At 38.4% G+C, this 19,317-nt stretch carries 15 protein-coding genes; 14 read left to right on the forward strand and 1 reads right to left on the reverse strand.

The genetic code is table 11. The features are described 5' to 3' along the window. The first annotated feature begins 70 nt into the window (after positions 1 to 70). From tig to yihA, 5 genes are all read left to right on the forward strand, one after another. Positions 71 to 1,366 carry a trigger factor gene (tig, locus tag BK574_RS22770; protein WP_078430194.1) on the forward strand — a complete coding sequence of 432 codons (1,296 nt, stop codon included), beginning with the start codon at positions 71 to 73 and terminating at the stop codon, positions 1,364 to 1,366. Between the two features lie 716 nt (positions 1,367 to 2,082). Next, positions 2,083 to 3,348 (forward strand): ATP-dependent protease ATP-binding subunit ClpX, encoded by a 1,266-nt coding sequence (gene clpX, locus BK574_RS22775; RefSeq protein ID WP_075385755.1) that lies wholly within the window; start codon positions 2,083 to 2,085, stop codon positions 3,346 to 3,348. Between the two features lie 163 nt (positions 3,349 to 3,511). Further along, complete coding sequence (gene lonB, locus BK574_RS22780; RefSeq protein WP_078430195.1) at positions 3,512 to 5,185, forward strand: ATP-dependent protease LonB; 1,674 nt, start codon at positions 3,512 to 3,514, stop codon at positions 5,183 to 5,185. Between the two features lie 297 nt (positions 5,186 to 5,482). After that, entirely contained in the window at positions 5,483 to 7,810 is a 2,328-nt protein-coding gene (lon, locus tag BK574_RS22785; protein WP_078430196.1) for an endopeptidase La, read from the forward strand. Continuing rightward, positions 7,810 to 8,397, forward strand: coding sequence for a ribosome biogenesis GTP-binding protein YihA/YsxC (gene yihA / locus BK574_RS22790; protein WP_075385758.1), 588 nt, complete (start codon positions 7,810 to 7,812; stop codon positions 8,395 to 8,397). Before lon ends, yihA begins: the two co-directional genes overlap by 1 nt. A 228-nt stretch (positions 8,398 to 8,625) precedes the next feature. On the opposite strand, the gene BK574_RS22795 is transcribed toward yihA, so the two are convergent. Then, the gene (locus tag BK574_RS22795; RefSeq protein WP_078430197.1) at positions 8,626 to 9,102 is read right to left on the reverse strand and encodes a LiaI-LiaF-like domain-containing protein; all 477 of its coding nucleotides are present in this window, start codon (positions 9,100 to 9,102) and stop codon (positions 8,626 to 8,628) included. Positions 9,103 to 9,360: 258 nt separating this feature from the next. Here BK574_RS22795 and hemA point away from each other — a divergent pair, with 258 nt between their 5' ends. The 9 genes from hemA (at position 9,361) to ysxE (ending at position 19,200) form a co-directional block, all read left to right on the forward strand. Further along, positions 9,361 to 10,752 (forward strand): glutamyl-tRNA reductase, encoded by a 1,392-nt coding sequence (gene hemA, locus BK574_RS22800; RefSeq protein WP_078430198.1) that lies wholly within the window; start codon positions 9,361 to 9,363, stop codon positions 10,750 to 10,752. 20 nt (positions 10,753 to 10,772) lie between these two features. Next, complete coding sequence (locus tag BK574_RS22805) at positions 10,773 to 11,588, forward strand: cytochrome C assembly family protein (RefSeq protein WP_078430959.1); 816 nt, start codon at positions 10,773 to 10,775, stop codon at positions 11,586 to 11,588. 54 nt (positions 11,589 to 11,642) lie between these two features. Continuing rightward, the gene (gene hemC / locus BK574_RS22810) at positions 11,643 to 12,575 is read left to right on the forward strand and encodes a hydroxymethylbilane synthase (protein ID WP_075385761.1); all 933 of its coding nucleotides are present in this window, start codon (positions 11,643 to 11,645) and stop codon (positions 12,573 to 12,575) included. Further along, complete coding sequence (locus BK574_RS22815; RefSeq protein WP_078430199.1) at positions 12,575 to 13,363, forward strand: uroporphyrinogen-III synthase; 789 nt, start codon at positions 12,575 to 12,577, stop codon at positions 13,361 to 13,363. The genes hemC and BK574_RS22815 overlap by 1 nt, the downstream gene beginning before the upstream one ends. Next, positions 13,356 to 14,336 (forward strand): porphobilinogen synthase, encoded by a 981-nt coding sequence (hemB, locus tag BK574_RS22820; protein ID WP_075385763.1) that lies wholly within the window; start codon positions 13,356 to 13,358, stop codon positions 14,334 to 14,336. The genes BK574_RS22815 and hemB overlap by 8 nt, the downstream gene beginning before the upstream one ends. Positions 14,337 to 14,355: 19 nt before the next feature. After that, positions 14,356 to 15,642: a glutamate-1-semialdehyde 2,1-aminomutase gene (hemL, locus tag BK574_RS22825; protein WP_075385764.1), complete on the forward strand. Its 1,287-nt coding sequence runs from the start codon at positions 14,356 to 14,358 to the stop codon at positions 15,640 to 15,642. 161 nt (positions 15,643 to 15,803) lie between these two features. Continuing rightward, a complete protein-coding gene (spoVID, locus tag BK574_RS22830; protein ID WP_078430200.1) occupies positions 15,804 to 17,090 on the forward strand; it encodes a stage VI sporulation protein D in 1,287 nt (428 codons plus the stop codon). Positions 17,091 to 17,245: 155 nt separating this feature from the next. Then, positions 17,246 to 18,169, forward strand: coding sequence for a hypothetical protein (locus BK574_RS22835; protein ID WP_078430201.1), 924 nt, complete (start codon positions 17,246 to 17,248; stop codon positions 18,167 to 18,169). Further along, positions 18,166 to 19,200 (forward strand): spore coat protein YsxE, encoded by a 1,035-nt coding sequence (gene ysxE / locus BK574_RS22840; protein WP_078430202.1) that lies wholly within the window; start codon positions 18,166 to 18,168, stop codon positions 19,198 to 19,200. The genes BK574_RS22835 and ysxE overlap by 4 nt, the downstream gene beginning before the upstream one ends. Positions 19,201 to 19,317 lie beyond the last annotated feature (117 nt).

The following is a 19,317-nucleotide window of genomic DNA, read 5'->3' on the forward strand; positions in this document are numbered from 1 at the left end:
TAATAGAGTGGTTGTCAAGTATATATAATAGTCGGAATGAATGTTATTTGAAGTTGGAGGGAAATAATTAATGACTGCTAAATGGGAAAAGTTAGAAGGAAACAACGGTGTCTTAACTATTGAAGTTGACGTTGAAAAAGTAGATGTAGCTTTAAATGAGGCATTTAAAAAAGTAAGTCAAAAAGTAAATGTACCTGGATTCCGTAAAGGGAAAATTCCTCGTTCATTATTCGAGCAACGTTTTGGTGTAGAGTCTTTATACCAAGATGCTCTTGATATTTTATTACCAGAAGCTTATATGGGTGCAGTACAAGAAACAGGTATTGAGCCTGTAGATCGTCCTGACATTGATATCGAGCAAATGGAAAAAGGTTCAAACTTAATTTTCACTGCTAAAGTAGTAGTTAAGCCAGAAGTACAACTTGGTGACTATAAAGGTTTAGAAGTAGAAGAAGTAGAAACATCAGTTACTGATGAAGATGTAGAAGCGGAATTAAAGCAACTACAAGAACGTCAAGCTGAGCTTATCGTTGTTGAAGAGGGTACAATTGGTGAAGGCGATACAGCAGTAATGGATTTCGAAGGGTTCATTGATGGAGAAGCTTTTGAAGGTGGAAAAGGAGAAAACTATCCACTAGAAATCGGTTCTAACCAATTTATTCCAGGGTTTGAAGAGCAATTAATCGGTCTTAAATCTGGAGAAGAAAAAGATGTTGAAGTCTCTTTCCCAGAAGAATACCATTCAGAAGATCTAGCTGGAAAAGCTGCAACTTTCAAAGTAACGGTTCATGAAATTAAGCGTAAGGAACTTCCAGAGCTTAATGATGAGTTTGCTAAAGATGTAGACGAAGAAGTGGAAACACTTGAAGAGTTAAAGAAAAACATTAGAGAAAAGTTAGAAAAAGATAAAGCACAACAAGCTGAAAATCAAAAACGTGACACTGTTGTTGAAAAAGCAGCAGAAAACGCAACGGTTGATATTCCAGCTGCAATGATTGAAACAGAAACAGATCGTATGCTTCAAGAATTTGGACAACGTCTCCAAATGCAAGGAATGAATCTTGAAATGTATGCTCAGTTCAGTGGTACAGATGAAGCTGGAATGCGTGAACAGTTCAAAGTTGATGCTGAGAAGCGTGTGAAAGTTAACTTAACATTAGAGGCGATTGCTCTTGCAGAAAACATCGAAGTAACAGATGCTGATGTGGATGCAGAGCTAGAGAAAATGGCTGAAATGTACAAGCGTTCTGTAGAAGAAATTAAAGGTCTTCTTGCAGCACAAGGCGGTACAAATGCAATTAAAGAAGACTTAAAAGTACAAAAAGCTGTTGAATTACTTGTCGAAAACAGCAAAACAGTTGCATAATATTGTTAAGAACAAGGCACGAATTTTCGTGCCTTGTTTTACAAACCACTTAGATTGTAGTAGGGTGTTTCAATAAATACATACATAATGAATTGCATTTGGTAGGCTTTAGCCTTCATGATAAAAATAAATGCCCTCTACTACACCTTGTCTCGGTTATACAGCTCGCCAATAGGCGAGTTTTCTTTATACATCAGGAAGACTGTCTTTTCTAGAGGTTCATGTGAAAAGTAGGAAGTGACTATTCGCTATTTTTATTGAAAATCCATATTTTTCAAAAAAATCTAAAACATAATAAAATAGTTTGGAATAGGGAAAATGAAGTATGATTTTTGGTGTAGTTGAACAAGATGAATAGAAACGTCTCCAACATAAAATGAATAGCAATACATATTTTTTAACACGGTCATACTAAGAAAGAGGATTTTCCATCACTAATATTGAATGTACTATTAGCGTTAGAATTTTAGTCGACATCAATTTGTAAGGCAACTTCTTTACATTCACTACATAAGCTTTACTATTAACGCTTGCTTTGCATTTTGTGATACAATGCTATACATAATTGGGGTAAAAAGAGATCTTTTATAAATACTTCACTTTTTGATGACCTTTATAGATGGATACGATCTAATTCAACTATTGGCTTTGGGGTGTCGACGAGCCATTAACTGGATAGGGCATCTAAGTGGTACAATTCTGTAAGGGGTGATACGATGTTTAAGTTTAATGACGAAAAGGGACAATTAAAGTGTTCTTTTTGTGGGAAAACACAAGATCAAGTTCGAAAACTAGTCGCAGGACCAGGCGTTTATATATGTGATGAATGTATCGAGTTATGTACGGAGATTGTTGAAGAAGAGTTAGGGACGGAAGAAGAGGTTGAATTTCAAGAAGTTCCAAAGCCCCATGAAATTCGAGAAATTTTAGATGATTATGTTATCGGTCAAGACCATGCGAAAAAGTCTCTTTCGGTAGCTGTCTATAATCACTACAAGCGTATTAATTCATTAGGTAAATCAACAGAAGAAGTTGAACTGGCAAAAAGTAATATTGCTTTAATTGGACCAACAGGTAGTGGTAAAACGTTGCTAGCTCAAACGTTGGCAAGAATTTTAAATGTACCATTTGCTATTGCAGATGCGACATCATTAACTGAGGCAGGTTATGTAGGGGAAGATGTAGAAAATATCCTCTTGAAATTAATTCAAGCAGCAGATTATGACGTTGAGAAAGCAGAAAAAGGAATTATTTATATTGATGAAATTGATAAAGTAGCACGTAAATCAGAAAATCCATCGATTACACGAGATGTATCTGGTGAAGGTGTTCAGCAAGCACTTCTCAAAATTCTTGAAGGTACGACTGCGAGTGTACCTCCACAAGGTGGAAGAAAGCATCCACATCAAGAATTTATTCAAATTGATACGACAAATATCCTATTTATTTGTGGTGGAGCGTTTGATGGAATTGAACAAATTATTAAGCGTCGCTTAGGTAAAAAAGTTATCGGATTTGGTTCAGATACAAAACAAGAAGACTTAAAACCAGGTGAATATTTAACTAAAGTTCTTCCAGAAGATTTATTGCGATTTGGATTAATTCCTGAGTTTATCGGTCGTCTTCCAGTCATCTCTAGCTTAGAGCCTTTAGATGAAGGAGCACTAATTGAAATTTTAACAAAGCCGAAAAACGCATTAGTGAAACAATATCAAAAATTATTGGAGATGGACGAAGTAGAGCTTGATTTTACAGAAGAAGCGCTAAGTGCCATTGCAAATAAGGCCATTGAAAGAAAAACAGGGGCTCGTGGTCTTCGTTCCATCATTGAAGGCATTATGCTAGATGTGATGTTCGACTTACCTTCACGTGAAGATATTGCCAAGTGTATAATCACGAAAGAATCAGTGGTTGATAATCAAATGCCTAAATTATTAACAAAAGATGGAGACGAAATAGAAGTACCAAAAGAAAGTGCATAATAAGTTGATTGAGAAGCTGACCAAGTCGTCAGCTTCTTTTTAAGTTGGAGAAATGTTTTTTTACTACATTCTAGGTCTTGTACCCAAAATTTTCTGTGTTTACCTGTACATTCAACAGGCATACTAAAAGAAAATGGCATACATACAACAAGGGGGTACTTATATGAATTGGACAGGAATTGCGTTGCTTATACAATTAGTTTTCGGAACTATTATCGGGCTTTATTTTTGGAATTTATTAAAAAGCCAGCGAAACCAAAAGTCATCAGTGGATCGAGAATCACGTAAAGAAATGGAGCATTTGAGAAAACTAAAATCGATTACGTTAAGTGAACCGTTGTCAGAACGTGTTCGTCCAGGTAACTTTGATGAAATTGTAGGGCAAAAAGAAGGGATTAGGGCATTGCGTGCTGCCCTTTGTGGTCCCAATCCACAACATGTAATTGTATATGGACCTCCAGGTGTAGGTAAAACGGCTGCTGCCAGGCTTGTGTTAGAAGAAGCTAAGAAAAATGGGAAGACGCCATTTAAACAAGATGCTGTGTTTGTAGAATTAGATGGAACAACTGCGCGCTTTGATGAACGTGGAATTGCTGACCCTCTCATCGGCTCGGTACATGATCCTATATATCAAGGGGCAGGAGCTATGGGACAAGCAGGTATTCCGCAACCGAAACAAGGGGCAGTTACAAAAGCTCACGGTGGTGTTTTATTTATTGACGAGATTGGAGAATTACACCCAATCCAATTAAACAAATTACTAAAAGTACTTGAAGACCGAAAAGTATTTTTAGAAAGTGCTTATTATAATGAAGATAATCAAAACATTCCAAGACATATTCATGAAATTTTCCAAAAAGGACTTCCAGCAGATTTTCGCTTAATCGGTGCAACTACGCGAAATCCGCAAGAATTGCCACCAGCATTAAGATCTCGTTGTTTAGAAGTATATTTTAGGGCATTAACTCAAGAAGAAATTGTTAAGATTGCACGAAAAGCTGTTGATAAAATTGGGTTTGAAGTCGAGGAAGGTGTATTAGAAAAAATCGGTGGATATGCTACAAATGGACGTGAAGCTGTCAATGTTATTCAAATAGCAGCAGGAATTGCTACAGGAGAAGATCGGAAACAAGTCACTCTTGCAGATGTTGAATGGGTTATTCAATCAAGTCAATTGTCTCCTCGACCAGAACGAAAGATTTATCCAGATCCGCGAGTTGGTGTTGTTAATGGCTTAGCTGTATTTGGTCCGAATTTAGGAGCCCTAATGGAAATTGAGGTCAATGTTATTACAGTATCAAAAGGAAAAGGAACGATTAATGTTACAGGGATTGTGGAAGAAGAAAGTACAGGGAGTCAAGCGAGGTCGGTTCGTAGAAAAAGTATGGCCAAAGGCTCTGTTGAAAATGTGGTTACTGTATTACGAAAAATGGGTATACCTACTAATGATTATGATATTCATGTCAACTTTCCTGGAGGGACCCCAGTGGATGGACCTTCAGCGGGGATAGCGATTGCTACAGGTATTATTTCAGCAATTAAAGATGTAAAAATTAGTAATAAAGTTGCTTTAACGGGTGAACTTGGCATTCATGGAACGGTAAAACCGATTGGTGGAGTGGTGGCAAAAGTAGAAGCAGCAATCCAAGCTGGTGCAGAAACCGTGATTATCCCAAAAGAAAATGAACAAGCGATTTTAAAAGAACTAGGAGAAGTTAATATTATTCCAGTTTCTTCAATTGAAGAGGTCTTTGATATTGCGCTAATTCAAGACAAAACAGAAGAAGAAGTCATTCCAGCTAATAGCGCAGTCACCTCCCCAGCTGCATCAGTATAACGTAGTAAGGTAGTTGATCCCTATACTACATGAAAGGTTTCACCTACCTTTTGTTTTAAAAAGATTTTATAAAGAGAGGTTGCAGACAAGAGTAGTCATCAGCCTCTCCTCCATTTGTATAGGTTAGTCATGAACTCAAATTAGACAAAGATTGGGCAATAGGATAGAATTGTATAAAGAAATCTTGGTAAACATTTCTACATATTATCATAGTAGTTAAGAACTAATCCTATCGTTCATTGTGAACATCTCCATAGTATGGTTAGACTAACTATGGTGGTCGGAGGTGCTGTTAAAATGGTTGATAAAAATAAAAGAGTAATTCCACTTCTACCTTTGCGAGGACTGCTAGTATTTCCAACGATGGTCCTTCACTTAGACGTTGGCCGTGAAAAATCAGTCAATGCATTAGAAAAGGTAATGTTAGAAGATCATGAAATATTACTCGCAACACAAAAAGAAATATCTATAGATGAACCAAGTGTGGATGAAATTTATCCAATTGGGACATTAGCAAAAGTAAAGCAGATGTTAAAGCTGCCTAACGGAACAATTCGTGTCCTCGTTGAAGGGCTCAATCGTGCAAAAATTGTAAACTTCAGGGATAACGATGAAATGTTTGAAGTGGAAATCACGGTTCTTGAAGAGGAACACATGGAAAATCCTCTCGAAGAAAAAGCAATAATGCGAAACGTACTCGATCAATTTGAACAATATATAAAGCTTTCAAAGAAAATTTCAAATGAAACCTTAGCTTCAGTTGCTGATATTACCGAAGCCGAAAGACTTGCAGATGTAATTTCCTCACATTTGCCTTTGAAAATTGCTGAAAAACAAGAACTGCTTGAGATGACTTCCGTTAAAGGTCGTCTAACGAAAATCATTGAAATTTTAAACAATGAAAAAGAAGTATTAGGTCTTGAGAAAAAGATCGGGCAACGTGTAAAAAAATCAATGGAAAAAACCCAAAAAGAATACTATCTTCGTGAACAAATGAAAGCCATTCAAAAAGAATTAGGCGACAAAGAAGGCCGTTCAGGAGAAGTGTCTTCGTTACGAGAAAAAATTCTTGAAGCGGAAATGCCAGAAAACATTGAAGCAAAAGCACTTAAGGAATTAGAACGTTATGAAAAAATGCCAGCTTCTTCAGCTGAAAGCTCAGTAATTCGCAATTATATTGATTGGCTCTTAAACCTTCCGTGGACAAGAGAAACAGAAGATTTATTAGACATTAAGCACGCAGAAGCAATATTAAACGAAGATCATTATGGACTTGAAAAGGTAAAAGAGCGTGTCCTAGAGTATTTAGCAGTACAACAATTAACAAAAACGTTAAAGGGCCCGATCCTTTGTTTAGCAGGACCCCCAGGGGTCGGTAAAACGTCATTAGCGAGATCGATCGCCCGTTCTCTTAATCGTGAATTCGTTCGCATATCTTTAGGGGGCGTTCGTGATGAAGCCGAAATCCGTGGTCATCGCCGAACGTACGTCGGAGCGATGCCTGGCCGGGTCATCCAAGGAATGAAAAAAGCAGGTTCCATTAACCCTGTATTCCTATTAGATGAAATTGACAAAATGGCATCAGACTTCCGTGGCGATCCTTCGGCTGCTTTACTTGAAGTATTAGATCCTGAACAAAACAATTCGTTTAGTGATCATTTTATTGAAGAACCATATAATCTTTCGAAAGTAATGTTTGTGACGACAGCAAACAATATTGGAACGATCCCAGGACCACTACTCGATCGAATGGAGATCATTTCAATTCCTGGTTATACCGAATTAGAAAAACAACATATTGCAAAAGAATATTTGTTACCAAAACAAATGAAAGAACATGGTATGACCAAAGGAAAACTTCAAGTAAAGGACGAAGCCATTTTAAAAGTAATTCGTTACTATACTAGAGAAGCGGGTGTTCGTAATCTTGAACGGCAAATGGCGACATTATGTCGGAAAGCCGCAAAAGTATTAGTTTCTGGAGAAAAGAAACGAGTCGTTGTAACAGATAAGACGGTTGAAGAGATGCTCGGAAAACCGAGGTTTAGATATGGAATGGCAGAGGAAGAAGATCAAGTTGGTGCTGCTACAGGTCTTGCTTATACAACCGTTGGTGGAGACACGTTATCAATAGAAGTTTCGGTTGTACAAGGGAAAGGTAAGTTAATTTTAACGGGTAAGCTTGGTGACGTCATGAAAGAATCTGCACAAGCGGCGTTTAGCTATATTCGTTCACGTTCAAAAGAACTTGAAGTAGACCCAAGCTTTCATGAGAAAAATGACATTCATATTCACGTACCAGAAGGAGCGACTCCAAAAGATGGACCATCGGCAGGGATTACGATGGCGACGGCTCTCGTTTCAGCACTTACAGGGCGACCAGTGAAGAAAGAAGTCGGAATGACAGGAGAAATAACTTTACGTGGACGTGTACTACCGATTGGTGGATTAAAAGAAAAGTCGATGAGTGCACACCGAGCGGGGTTAAAAACAATCATCATTCCGAAAGATAATGAAAAAGATTTAGAGGACATTCCAGAAAGTGTACGGAAAGAGCTCACTTTTATAGCGGTGTCACATTTGGATGAAGTCCTCAAAGTTGCGTTGGGAGAGAAAAAACAATAATGAAAGTAACAAAAGCAGAATTAGGAACGGTAGCCGTAAAGCCTGAGCAATATCCTACAACGGGTTTACCAGAGTTTGGACTCGCAGGTCGATCGAATGTCGGGAAGTCATCGTTTATTAATAAAATGTTAAACCGTAAAAAGCTGGCCAGAACGTCACAACGTCCAGGAAAAACACAAACGTTAAACTTTTACTTAATTAATGAACTATTGTACTTTGTCGATGTACCAGGGTATGGTTTCGCTAAAGTTTCAAAAACCGAACGTGAAACTTGGGGTAAAATGATTGAAACGTATATTCAAAGTCGCGACCAGCTAAAAGCGGTAATTCAAATCGTTGATATTCGTCACGAGCCTTCGAAAGACGACCGTGCGATGTACGATTGGTTGAAACACTTTGAAATTCCAGTGATCCTGATCGCAACAAAAGCTGATAAAATCCCTAAAGGTAAGTGGGATAAACACTGTAAAATCATCCGCGAAGTATTAAATAAAGACAAAGACGATCCTTTAATTGTCTTTTCTTCAGAAACCGCCCAAGGAAAAGAAGAAGCGTGGAATACGATTTTGGCTTATATGAAAAAATAACACGATAAAAAAAGAAACACTAGGATTTCATAAAAATCCTAGTGTTTTCTGTATTTTGAGCCATTTTCGTTTTACAACGTTAACTGATAGGGCTAAATTAGAAAATATGATCCGAATTCAAGAGTAATGTAATCCTCCCTCAGAAAATACGATTCGAACTTAAGAAATATGCTCTTACTATAGAGAGGTCAAGCGAGTCTCGCAAGCTTCCAACAAAATCAATCACGCTTACTTTCGGCGAAAAATAAGAAACAACCCAAGAACAATTAATAGAAGTGGCCAAAATCCTTCAAATAAATCAAAGAAGGATACGAACCAATGCATAAGGTCGGTTGAAAAGAAACCGAAGCCTGAAATGACAAGCAAAATAATAGCAGGAATGAGACCGTCTCGGTTCGTTCTGAAGTATAAAAGTAGAAAAGAAATGCCGACAATTAGCGTAAACATTGCCCAATGGTTCGGCCAAAATGAAAACATTACGATTGCATGAAAGTGGATCCCTAACCCAACTAGAAGAACACCAGGGAAAATCGTTCCTGAGTCATGACCTAAATACGATTGACAAAGGAAAGCAATTCCAATAACTAGCAAAATGGAAGGCCAGGTTAAAAGCTGGTTGGCGAATGGAAGGTCAAATTGTTGAAGAAGGAAGTACAGCCCAACTCCGATAAATAGTATGCCAGGAAAAATTCCTTGTTTTTTCATGAAATTCCAGTCTCCTTTCATATATTAACTCGTGTTTGGATAAGCTATAAATATATATTTACAAGTTTTTACTACAATCATAAACATCTTCCAGCAATTAAGGCAGTACCAACATAATATCATAGGCTTTCATCATCTGTTCACAATTTTTTTTTGTGTTCAAAAAAAAGCATGTTATAATGGGGACAGAGTATGTCGGAAAAGAGAGAGAATTCCCGATAATATATAGAATGGACGTAGTGGGGGTGAAGTGTTACCATGCATATTTTAGTTGTCGGATTAAATTATAAATCAGCACCTGTAGAAATCCGTGAACGCTTTGCGTTTCAAGAAGGAGAACTTCCACAGGCGCTTCATCAATTACGTAATATGAAAAGCATTTTAGAATGTACGATTGTGTCAACCTGTAACCGCACAGAAATTTATGTTGTCTCGGACCAATTGCATACAGGGCGTCACTTTACGAAAGTCTTTTTATCTGAATGGTTTAATCTAGCTCGTGAAGAATTCACTAGCTATTTAGATATACGCGAAGATGAGCATGCCATAGAACATCTTTTACGAGTAACCTGTGGGTTAGACTCTATGGTCTTAGGGGAAACACAAATTCTTGGGCAAATTAAAGATAGCTTCTTACTAGCTCAAGAAAATGGAGCAACAGGAACAATTTTTAATCACCTGTTTAAACAAGCTGTTACACTTGCAAAACGTGCGCACTCAGAGACTGAGATTGGTAACAATGCAGTGTCTGTTAGTTATGCTGCCGTTGAGTTAGGAAAGAACATCTTTGGTGATTTTAAAGACAAGCACGTGTTAATTCTTGGTGCAGGAAAAATGAGTGAGCTTACAGCTAAGCATTTACATGCAAACGGCGCGAGTCAAATTACGGTTATTAACCGTACAGAAGCAAAAGCGGCAGAACTTGCAGAACGTTTCTTAGGAACGTCTCGTCCGATGACGCAATTGACTGAGGCGCTTATTGATGCTGATATTTTAATTAGTTCTACAGGAGCTAGAGATTATGTCATCACACCAAGTGTTGCGAAACATGCTATGAAAAAACGCAAAGGTCGTCCACTCTTTATGGTTGATATTGCGGTTCCGCGTGATTTAGACCCAGCACTTGCTGATTTTGATGATATTTATTTATATGATATCGACGATCTCGAAGGGATTGTGCAGGCTAATTTAGCCGAGCGTAAGAAAGAAGCAGAAAAGATAGAACTTATGATTGAAGAAGAAATTGTAGAGTTCAATAGATGGTTAAACACATTAGGGGTTGTGCCACTTATTTCTGCTTTGCGTACAAAAGCGTTAGCGATCCAAGCAGATACAATGGATAGTCTCGTTCGCAAACTTCCAGATTTAACAGAGCGCGATAAAAAAGTATTAAGTAAACATACGAAAAGTATCGTCAATCAGTTACTAAAAGAACCGATTACGAGAGTAAAAGAACTAGCAGCCGAAGAGGATGCAACACGTTCACTTGAATTATTTACGAAGATTTTTGCTCTAGAAGAAGAGTTAGCGGAGCAAAAAATAAAAGAGCAAGAAAAGCTACGTATTGAAATGGCTGAACTTCAGTGGGATAAGAAAAAAGCTGAAAATGTTCATTATACAAATGTAAAAGGTGTTGCTGTACGCTCCTAAGGAGGAGTCTTCGTTTGATCATAAATTGGGTGTATCTTTTAACGGTTATTTTATATAGTTTAAGTGTCTTAGGATACTTTATTGATTTCATACAAAACAACCGGAAGGTCAACCAAATGTCCTTCTGGTTGCTTTCTATTGTCTGGGTTTTACAAACCTCATTTTTTATTACTCGGATGCTAGAAGTCAATCGTTTGCCAGTTCTTACAACATTTGAAGGGCTATTTTTTTATGCATGGCTACTTGTTACATTTTCACTTATTATTAACTTACGCTTTCGCGGAGATTTCCTAGTCCTTTTTACAAATGTTGTTGGCTTTATTTTAATGTCTGTCAGTGTGTTTACACCAACTGGAGATGTTCCAGAAGAACTTTCACAATTACTGATCTCGGAACTTCTCATTATTCACGTTACACTTATTTTGCTATCTTATGCCGCTTTTACCTTATCATTTGTTTTTGCCTTTATGTATACGATTCAACATCAAATGTTAAAGCGGAAATTATGGGGAAAACGTCTCATTCGGTTTGGGAATTTAGCAAAACTCGATAAGCTTTCTTATATGAGTGCATTATTTGCCTTCCCTTTACTATTACTTGGTATCATCCTAGGATTTATATGGGCGTCTATTCAGCTAGGAGAATTACCATTTTTAGATGCAAAAGTGATTAGTTCCCTTATAGTTCTTGCGATGTATGGCTATTACTTATATCAACGTACTGTAAAAAATGCAAAAGGGTATTTGATGGCTTTAACGAATATCGCAACCTTCTTGCTTGTATTAATAAATTATTTTTTATCCAGTAGTTTTTCAAACTTTCATCTATGGTATTAAATTCAGTATAATATGTGTAGGAAAATGAACACAATTGCACAATTGGAGGAAACAATGAGAAAAATAGTGATCGGATCTAGAAAAAGTCAGCTTGCTTTAACACAAACAAATTGGGTGATCGAGCAATTAAAGAAGGCAGGACTTCCTTATGAATTTGACGTGAAAAAAATCGTCACAAAAGGGGACCAAATTTTAGATGTTACTCTTTCAAAAGTGGGCGGAAAAGGCTTATTTGTTAAAGAGATTGAACAAGCGATGAGCGATAAAGAAATTGATATTGCCGTTCATAGTATGAAGGATGTTCCGTCAGAGTTGCCTGAAGGGTTTACGTTAGCAGCTGTGACAAAGCGTGTAGACCCACGTGATGCCTTTATTTCAAATGATCATGTTAAATTAGCGGATCTTCCTGCTGGTTCGATTGTTGGAACGAGTAGCTTACGTCGTTCTGCCCAAATTTTAGCGCATCGACCTGACTTAGAAATTCAATGGATCCGTGGAAATATTGATACGAGACTTCGTAAGTTAAAAGAAGAAAACTTTGATGCGATCATTTTAGCGGCTGCAGGATTACAACGTATGGGTTGGTCCGAAGATGTCGTAACCGAATATTTAGAGCCTGAAGTTTGTATTCCAGCTGTTGGTCAAGGCGCTCTTGGAATTGAATGTCGTTCTGATGATCAAGAAGTCATCGACTTACTGCAACATTTAAATGATGCCGCAACAGCGCGTACGGTAGCAGCAGAGCGTGCTTTCCTCCACAAAATTGAAGGCGGATGCCAAGTTCCGATTGCGGCATATGCAACACTTGAAGAGAATAATGATGTGAAGATTACCGCTTTAGTCGGATCACCTGATGGAAAAACAATTCTTCATGAAACATTAACAGGAAGTAACCCTCATGATCTTGGAGAACTTGCAGCACAAAAGTTACTCGATAAGGGAGCAAAGGAAATTTTAATTCAAGTGAAGAAAGACCTTGATCAGTAATGAAGCTTGATCCTCTTTCTGGTGTTACGATCGGTGTAACGAGAGCTAAGGAGCAGTCTCGTTCTTTTATAAAAAAAATAGAGGCGTTAGGAGGGACGGCTATACCTGTCCCACTCCTCGCGTTTCAACCACCAAAAGACAAGCATAAAATCATAACGGCCTTGTCTGAACTACATACATATGATTGGCTTATCTTAACAAGTGCAAATGGGGTACACTTTTTTTTGAATGACGTCCAAGAACAGGATAAGTTTTCAATATTAAACGAAATGAATATTGCTGTGGTTGGAACGAAGACAGGAGAAGTTTTACAATCGTATGGGTTACAGCCTTCACTTCTTCCTGAAAAATTCGTGGCGGAAAGCCTGCTTGAAGAGTTACGAGTTAAATTACCAACAGACAGCCGAGTACTTGTCGTTAAAGGAAATTTATCACGAGATATTATTTATGAAGGCTTGAAGAACGACGGTTTTGCTGTTGAGGAAGTTGTCGTCTATGAAACGGTGGAAAATGACGGTGTAGATGAAGATATCATGCAAGTTCTAACTCAACAAACATTAGACTATCTCACTTTTACAAGCCCATCTACTGTTAACCATTTTGTTAATATTATGAATAAATATGCTCTATCTATAAGTTCAGACCTCATGTTTGTTTGTATTGGTCCTATTACAGCTCAAGCTGCACAGCATGCCAAATTGCATCCCCTGCTTGTCGCAGAGGAATATACAACTGAAGGAATGATCGAAGAAATAGTACAACATATAAGGAGGCAAAAAGATGTCTGATTTATTTTTTCGTCGTCATCGCAGATTAAGAGGATCTGCTTCAATTCGATCTATGGTCCGTGAAACTCAATTACATAAAGAAGATTTGATTTACCCGATTTTTGTAGTGGAAGGTGAACATATTCAAAATGAAATTCCATCGATGCCAGGAGTGTTTCAACTTTCACTTGACCTTTTAAATGAAGAAGTTAATGAAGTCGTTGATTTAGGTATTCCTGCGATTATTGTATTCGGTGTACCAAACGATAAGGATGATGTTGGTTCATCTGCTTACCACGATCATGGTATTGTTCAAAAAGCAATTAGACAAATTAAAGAAGTGCACCCAGAGTTAACAGTCATAGCAGATACTTGTTTATGTCAATTTACCGATCATGGTCATTGCGGTGTTATTGAAGATGGTAAAGTATTAAATGACCCAACGCTTGATTTACTTGCAAAAACGGCCATTTCTCAAGCTGAAGCAGGTGCGGATATTATTGCACCATCGAATATGATGGACGGATTTGTCGCAGCGATCCGTCACGGGTTAGATGAAGCTGGATATCACGATGTGCCGATTATGTCCTATGCAGTAAAATATGCATCTAGCTATTACGGACCATTCCGTGATGCAGCACATTCATCACCGAAATTTGGTGATCGAAAAACGTACCAAATGGATCCTGCGAATCGTCTAGAAGCACTTCGGGAAGCGGAGTCCGATATGAATGAAGGAGCCGATTTCCTCATTGTTAAACCAGCATTATCTTACTTAGATATTATTCGTGAAGTGAAAGAATTCTCGGGTTACCCAATCGTGGCTTACAATGTGAGCGGTGAATATTCAATGATTAAAGCAGCGGCTCAAAACGGTTGGATCGATGAGAAAAGTGTAGTTCTTGAAACGTTAACGAGTATGAAACGTGCAGGAGCAGATGTGATATTAACATATTTTGCAAAAGATGTTGTCCGTTGGTTAAACGAAAAATAAAACGATAGAGGTGAAGTAGTTGAAAACCTATGAAAAGTCACAAGCGGCGTTTTCAGAAGCAAAACCATTAATGCCAGGTGGAGTGAATAGTCCTGTCCGTGCTTTTAAATCGGTTAAAATGGACCCAGTATTTATGGAGCGAGGCGAAGGAGCACGTATTTATGATATCGATGGCAATGAATTTATCGATTACGTTTTATCGTGGGGACCGCTTATTTTAGGACATGCCGATGACCAAGTCGTTGAAGCACTAAAGAAGTCGGTTGAAAAAGGGACAAGTTTTGGGGCACCAAGTGAGTTAGAAACGCAACTAGCCAAACTCGTTATTGAACGCGTTCCATCCATTGAAGTCGTTCGCATGGTTAACTCTGGAACTGAAGCAACGATGAGTGCGTTACGTCTTGCCCGTGGATATACAGGAAGAAATAAAATTGTAAAGTTTGAAGGCTGCTATCATGGCCATGGCGATTCTTTATTAATTAAAGCTGGTTCAGGTGTAGCAACACTTGGGTTACCTGATAGCCCTGGCGTTCCTGAATCAATAGCGCAAAATACGTTAACGGTTCCTTACAATGACCTTGAAAGTTTACAATTAGCGTTTGATAAATTTGGTGATGACATCGCGGGTGTCATATTAGAACCTGTTGCTGGAAATATGGGCGTTGTACGTCCTGAACCAGGGTTTTTAGAGGCGGTTCGCGAAATGACTCACGCTCACGGTAGCTTGCTTATTTTTGATGAAGTAATGACAGGTTTCCGCGTCGGATATCACTGTGCCCAAGGCGAGTTTGGTATTACGCCAGACTTAACATGTCTAGGAAAAGTCATCGGTGGTGGCTTACCAGTTGGTGCTTATGGTGGTCGTCGCGAGATTATGGAACAAATTGCTCCAGCAGGCCCGATCTATCAAGCAGGTACATTATCAGGTAATCCCCTCGCAATGACAGCTGGTTATGAAACACTATCGCAACTGAAGCCAGAGCATTATGAGGAGTTTAACCGACTCGGAAAACGTTTAGCAGATGGACTTTCTGCAGCAGCTACTAAACATGGAATTCCTCACACAACGAGTCAGGCAGGCTCGATGGTTGGATTCTTCTTTACAGATCAACCTGTGAAGAACTTTGCGACTGCATCCACATCGAACTTAGACTTCTTTGCTGCTTATTTTAAAGAAATGCTTAACCAAGGAATATCTTTGCCACCATCTCAGTTTGAAGGGATGTTCTTATCAACGAAACATACGGAAAAAGACATTGATGCTACAATTGCAGCAGCAGACATTGCTTTTTCGAAGTTAAAATAATTAGAAGAGGTTGTTTTAAAGGGAGATATCCTTTAAAACAACCTCTTTTTTCGCTTTTTTATAAATTTTTTTCATAACCGACAAGGTCTTGTCATACAGTTTAATGTACAGAGCATGAACGTAACTGGGGGTAAACTTTTTGAAACAAGGAGGAACGTCAATTGACACAAGATCATCCATCTAAACTGTCATTTTCCATTGAGGAATCGGTGTGGTTAAATAAAGGGCAAGAAGTTGCAGAGATTCTCTCGATGTCATTAGATCCCGAAATCCACATTGAAGAAAAAAATGATCACGTAGTAATTAAAGGCGGTCTCCGTTTATATGGAGAATATCGTCCTGTTCAAAATGAAACTGAAAGCGCACGAGAGGAAGAAGTTGTTTTTCGATCTTTTGAAGAAGTAACGATAAATAATCAAGACATCGGTGAAATTAAACACTTCTTTCCAATCGATGTTACGATTCCTCTCAGTCGGATTCAAAACATTGATGATGTGTATGTGCAAGTAGAGTCTTTTGATTATGATCTACCAGAAAAAAGTTGTCTGCAACTCACAGCCGATGTAGCAATCAGTGGAATGAGTACGCAACAACAAGAAGTAAAGCAGCCTTATGCAGCACCCGAGCGACGCATTCCAGCGGCTAGACCACCAATTCCTAATTCTGTACCAGAATTTGAGCAACCACCGTCACTGCAACCACTGCCGTCATTTTCATTTGAAGCTAGGAAACAGGCAATGGCAAATCCTCAGGAAGAGGCGCAAACTCCTGAAGTGGAAGCAAAAGAACTCTTACCAACTGTTTCAGCTGAAGATAATAGTGATTTAGCATCGAGCTCTGACGCTCCAAAGTATGAAGTGGAAAATGAAGAACCAATTCCTAACCAAGATCCAGTCATACCAAAACAGGCACAAGAACCGAACATTGAAGTTCGCCCAGAAGTGGGTGAACCAGTAGAAAGTAGTCCGATCGCTAATCTTGTACCGAACAACCAACGTTCATCGGATCAAGTATCAGCGAATATTGAAGTTGAAGCAAATGAAGAGATAGAACAAGTAGAACCAATAGAAGCTACCCAAGAAGAAGATGGCCGTGAAGAGGAGACGAAAATTAATTTTACTCCATTGAAAAAATTATCAGAACGTCCTCCTGCAGCGGTAGAAGTAGAAGAAAACAGTGAAAATCAAGAAGAGCCAGCCGATGAAGCAGTAAAAGCAACTAAATCAAGGCAAGATGAAAATGCACTATATTTAACAAAAATGCTCGCGGATGGTGAGGAACAATTTTCTAAATTAAAAATGTGCATCATCCAAGAAAATGAATCATTAGATACGATTGCTGAACGCTATGAGTTATCAACTAGTCAAATTGTTCGTGTAAATCGCTTAAATGAAGAGCAAGTAGAGGAAGGGCAAATCTTATATATTCCAGTAGGATCAAAGCGTTAATATAAACAATTGATGAGGAGGGTGACTCATAATATTAGTGCCAGACACCTCACGACGAAAAGGTGAAACGTATTAAATCCACCTTGAACGGCCTTGTGAGGAATTTGGAACTTTCATGAGTGACCCTCTATCTTTAAAAAAAGGAGAAAAAAAGTATGGACATTCTCCCGTTAATTAAAGAGAACTATCCGTTTGAGGTTATAGCTGAACAAGCTGATGGAATTATTGATACAACACAAGGTAGAAAAAAATACCGACTTTGGCAAGATGAGAAGTTATTAAACTGGCATCAAGAATGGCGGGATAAATGTAGCGACATTCCATACCAATTAACCGACCGGATGATTCAAACAAAAGATGAAAAAAAAGCAGTACAGATCGAAACTGGTTGGTTGACTGTACATGATGAATTGGTTGAATCGTTTCCTACGAAAAATTATGAACATAAGTGGGCAAACTTCATTGCTCGAATGATTGAATTTGGTGACACAAAGAAAGGCGATCTTTCAACAGTGATCAAACGCGAATTTCCATCCACTTCAGAATGGAAAGTGTGGATATCCGAAACGGCACTTCTTAATGATAAAAAGCGAAATATTTTACAGTCGTGTATTCAGGAAGCGATGCGAAGAAAACATAAAGCGCTCGAATTAACGAAAGAAAGTAAAAATAAAAGACTTCCTATAATGGACAAGGTCTCGTCTCTCAACCAAGCTAAAAAAGTTTTCGAGTTGTTTGTATGGCAAGGTACATCTGAAGCTCCTGAAAGTGGGTTTATAAGTTTAACTCATTTTTTACAACAGTGGGTTGGGCAAAATGGGGAGGAGTCTCTAGTAAAACTATTAGATTGTATCGACGATCAAATTGAATTCCGAAAAAAATTTGGAAATGATTTACTTGCAGAGGCGTGGCTACCGTGGGAGCTCGTCGATGCGATGGATCAATTCCAGCAATGTGAAAGAACAGAAGAAGTAGAAATTCATTTTTCAACGTTTCAAAAGGAATGGAATGAACGCCGTCAACTTGTTCTTACTTTAATCCAATGGTTAAAAGAAGATAGAAAGAAGGTGGCAACATGACCGATCGATCTCTCATAGATCGTTATGCTCCCATTCTGTTTCACTATGATTTGTATCTCGAGCACATAGAGCATTGGGGAAAAGTAAAACAAATCCAAACGAGCCGTGGCATGTTCGCTTTGAAAGAAGCTCATATGAACCGCCAGCAAGGAGAAATGTTTGTCCAAGTGATGCGAAAATTAGATCGGCTTGGTTACCATCAATTAATCCCAATCATTCCAACGAAATATGGGGAATACACTCTGTCAACCGATGATCGTTCCTATTATTTAATGCCCTGGATCGACGATGCCCCTTATCAAGCACGAATTTCAAGAGAAGAGAAAATTGTCGAACAGCTAGGGGTCATTCACCGTTTAACGGCGAAAACGGATGAATATCCAAAGGAAACGATCGAAGAAGCTTATCAAGCGTTATTACAACGATGGGAAATGCGGAGGTTAGAGTTAGAACGATTTGCTGATGAAGCAGAAGGAAGGACGTATATCTCACCGTTTCAACTAACCTATTTAACTCATGTTCATCAAATGCTCTTAATGGTCGAAGATGCAAAAAGGCATTTAAAAAACTGGTATGATATTTGTCTCGAAAAAGGAAAGTATAGAACCGTCCTTTGTCATGGAAAAGCATCGAGAAAACATACGATCTTTAACCAAAATGGCGATCCTATATTATTTAATTTTGAACGGGCGTCGATGGATACTCCTGCACGCGACTTGGCTTTATTTTGTCGCCAATCTTTTGCTTATAATCTGTGGGATGAAGAAGAAATGCTGCGCTGGTTTGGGACGTATGACCGAAACATATCGCTATTAGACGAAGAAAAAGAATTACTGTTTGGCTATTTGTGTTTTCCTGAACCCGTGTTGTTTTCGTTACAACTGTATTTGCAACAAAAACAAGAGAAGCCAGAACTTTATCATGTCCAACGTTTAGAAAAACGTTTTCATATGATGAGAAAGGTACACCGGTTGAAAGGCTATTTAATTAAAAAGGAAGAACAAACCGCACAATTTGAGCAACAACAATAAGAGGCTGTCCCATAAGTGTCTACGCTCCTCGCCTGTAGGATATAAAGAAAATCTCTTTATACCGTTGGCTGAGGTGCTTGGTGCTTGTTGGGGACAGTCCCTTTTCGTTTGGAGTGA

Origin of the sequence: Alkalihalobacterium alkalinitrilicum, from assembly GCF_002019605.1 — a bacterium.
Lineage (GTDB): Bacteria > Bacillota > Bacilli > Bacillales > Bacillaceae_F > Alkalihalobacterium > Alkalihalobacterium alkalinitrilicum.